A 1,991-nucleotide genomic window follows, 5' to 3' on the forward strand; every position below is an offset into this window, starting at 1 on the left:
TCCTCCGGCCGTCCCGAGCTGACCGAGGCCGCCATCGTGGTCTCCGGCGGCCGTGGCGTCGGCGCCGCCGAGGGCTTCGGCGTGGTCGAGGAGCTCGCGGACGCGCTCGGCGCGGCGGTCGGCGCCTCGCGCGCCGCCGTCGACGCCGGCTGGTACCCGCACAGCAGCCAGGTCGGCCAGACCGGCAAGCAGGTCTCCCCGCAGCTCTACATCGCGGCGGGCATCTCCGGTGCGATCCAGCACCGGGCCGGCATGCAGACCTCGAAGACCATCGTGGCCGTCAACAAGGACCCGGAGGCCCCGATCTTCGAGCTGGTCGACTACGGCGTGGTCGGCGACCTCTTCCAGGTGCTGCCGCAGCTCACCGCCGAGGTGAAGGCCCGCAAGGCCTGACCCGTACGGCAACGGAGGGCGTGGCGCCCGGTACCCAGGTACCGAGTGCCACGCCCTCCGCCGTATGTCCTGGTCCGTGTGCCGGGCCGTGAGCCCCGTCCCCGCACTCCGGGTACGGGAGCGGCGGCCCGTAGAGTCGGCCCGACAGCGTTCGGTGCGATCAGGCGAGACAAGGGCGAGGGCGGAAGCATGGCACTGCTGACGGCACTTCAGGGCGGCTACGGAGACGCGGCGGACGCGCTGCGGATCGACGGCCGGGCGCTCTCCAGGGAGGAGCTGCTGGGCGCGGCGACCGCCGTGGCCGACCGGGTGGCCGGGGCGCCAGCGCTCGCCGTGCTCGCCCGGCCCACCGTGGAGACGGTCACCGCCGTGGTCGGCGGACTGCTGGCGGGCGTCCCGGTCGTGCCGCTGCCGCCCGACTCGGGGCCCAAGGAGCGCGAGCACATCCTGCGAGACTCGGGCGCGGCGCTGCTCGCGCACGCCGCCGGGGAGGCGCTGCCGGAGGGAACCCCGGTGGAGGGCCTGCCGGTCGACCCCGCCGAGCGCTCCGCCACCACCCACGCCGAGCCGCCGACCGACGCGACCGGCTTCGTGCTCTACACCTCGGGCACCACCGGCGCGCCCAAGGGCGCGGTGATCCGGCGCGAGGCGGTCGCCGCCGATCTGGACGCCCTCGCCTCCGCCTGGCAGTGGACCGCGGAGGACACCCTCGTGCACGGCCTGCCGCTGTTCCACGTGCACGGGCTGCTGCTCGGCGTGCTCGGTGCCCTGCGCACCGGCAGTCGGCTGGTGCACACCGGGCGGCCCACCCCGGCCGGGTACGCGGCGGCGGGCGGCAGTCTGTACTTCGGCGTGCCCACCGTCTGGTCCCGGCTGGCTGCGGACCCGGAGGCGGCCGGGCGGCTGGCCCCGGCGCGGCTGCTGGTCTCCGGCAGCGCGCCGCTTCCCGTACCGGTGTTCGAGAAGCTGGCGGCGCTCACCGGACACGCGCCGATCGAGCGGTACGGGATGACCGAGTCGCTGATCACGGTCAGCACCAGGGCGGACGGCGAGCGGCGCCCGGGCAGCGTCGGACTGCCGTTGGAGGGCGTGCGCACCCGGTTGGTCGGCGAGGACGGCGAGCCGGTGCCGTACGACGGGGAGACCGTCGGTGAGCTGCAGGTTTCCGGTCCGACGTTGTTCAGCGGCTACCTCAACCGGCCGGACGCGGACGCCGAGGCCTGGACGGCGGACGGCTGGTTCCGCACCGGGGACGTCGCGGTGATCGGGGCGGACGGCTTCCACCGGATCGTCGGTCGCGCCTCGGTGGACCTGATCAAGAGCGGCGGCTACCGGATCGGCGCGGGCGAGGTGGAGGCCGCGCTGCGCGACCACCCTGCGGTGGCCGACGCGGCGGTGGTCGGCGCGCCGGACGAGGACCTCGGGCAGGCGATCGTCGCGTACGTCATTCCGGACGGCGCCGTGACGGGGGACCAGCTGACGGCCTTCGTGGCCGAACGGCTCTCGGTGCACAAGCGGCCGCGCAGGGTCGTGCTGGTGCCCGAACTGCCCAGGAACGCGCTGGGAAAGGTGCTGAAGAAGCAGCTGCTCGCGGAGGC

General features: G+C 75.0%; 2 protein-coding genes. Both read left to right on the forward strand.

The genetic code is table 11. From position 1 onward, the window contains the following. Positions 1-393: electron transfer flavoprotein subunit alpha/FixB family protein (locus J0670_RS36790; RefSeq protein ID WP_207817126.1), on the forward strand; the 393-nt coding region annotated here is incomplete at its 5' end. 189 nt (positions 394-582) lie between these two features. After that, a partial coding sequence (locus J0670_RS36795; RefSeq protein ID WP_207817127.1) for an acyl-CoA synthetase occupies positions 583-1,991 on the forward strand: 1,409 nt, incomplete at its 3' end.

Source organism: Streptomyces sp. FH025, from assembly GCF_017427025.1.
Classification (GTDB): Bacteria; Actinomycetota; Actinomycetes; order Streptomycetales; family Streptomycetaceae; genus Kitasatospora.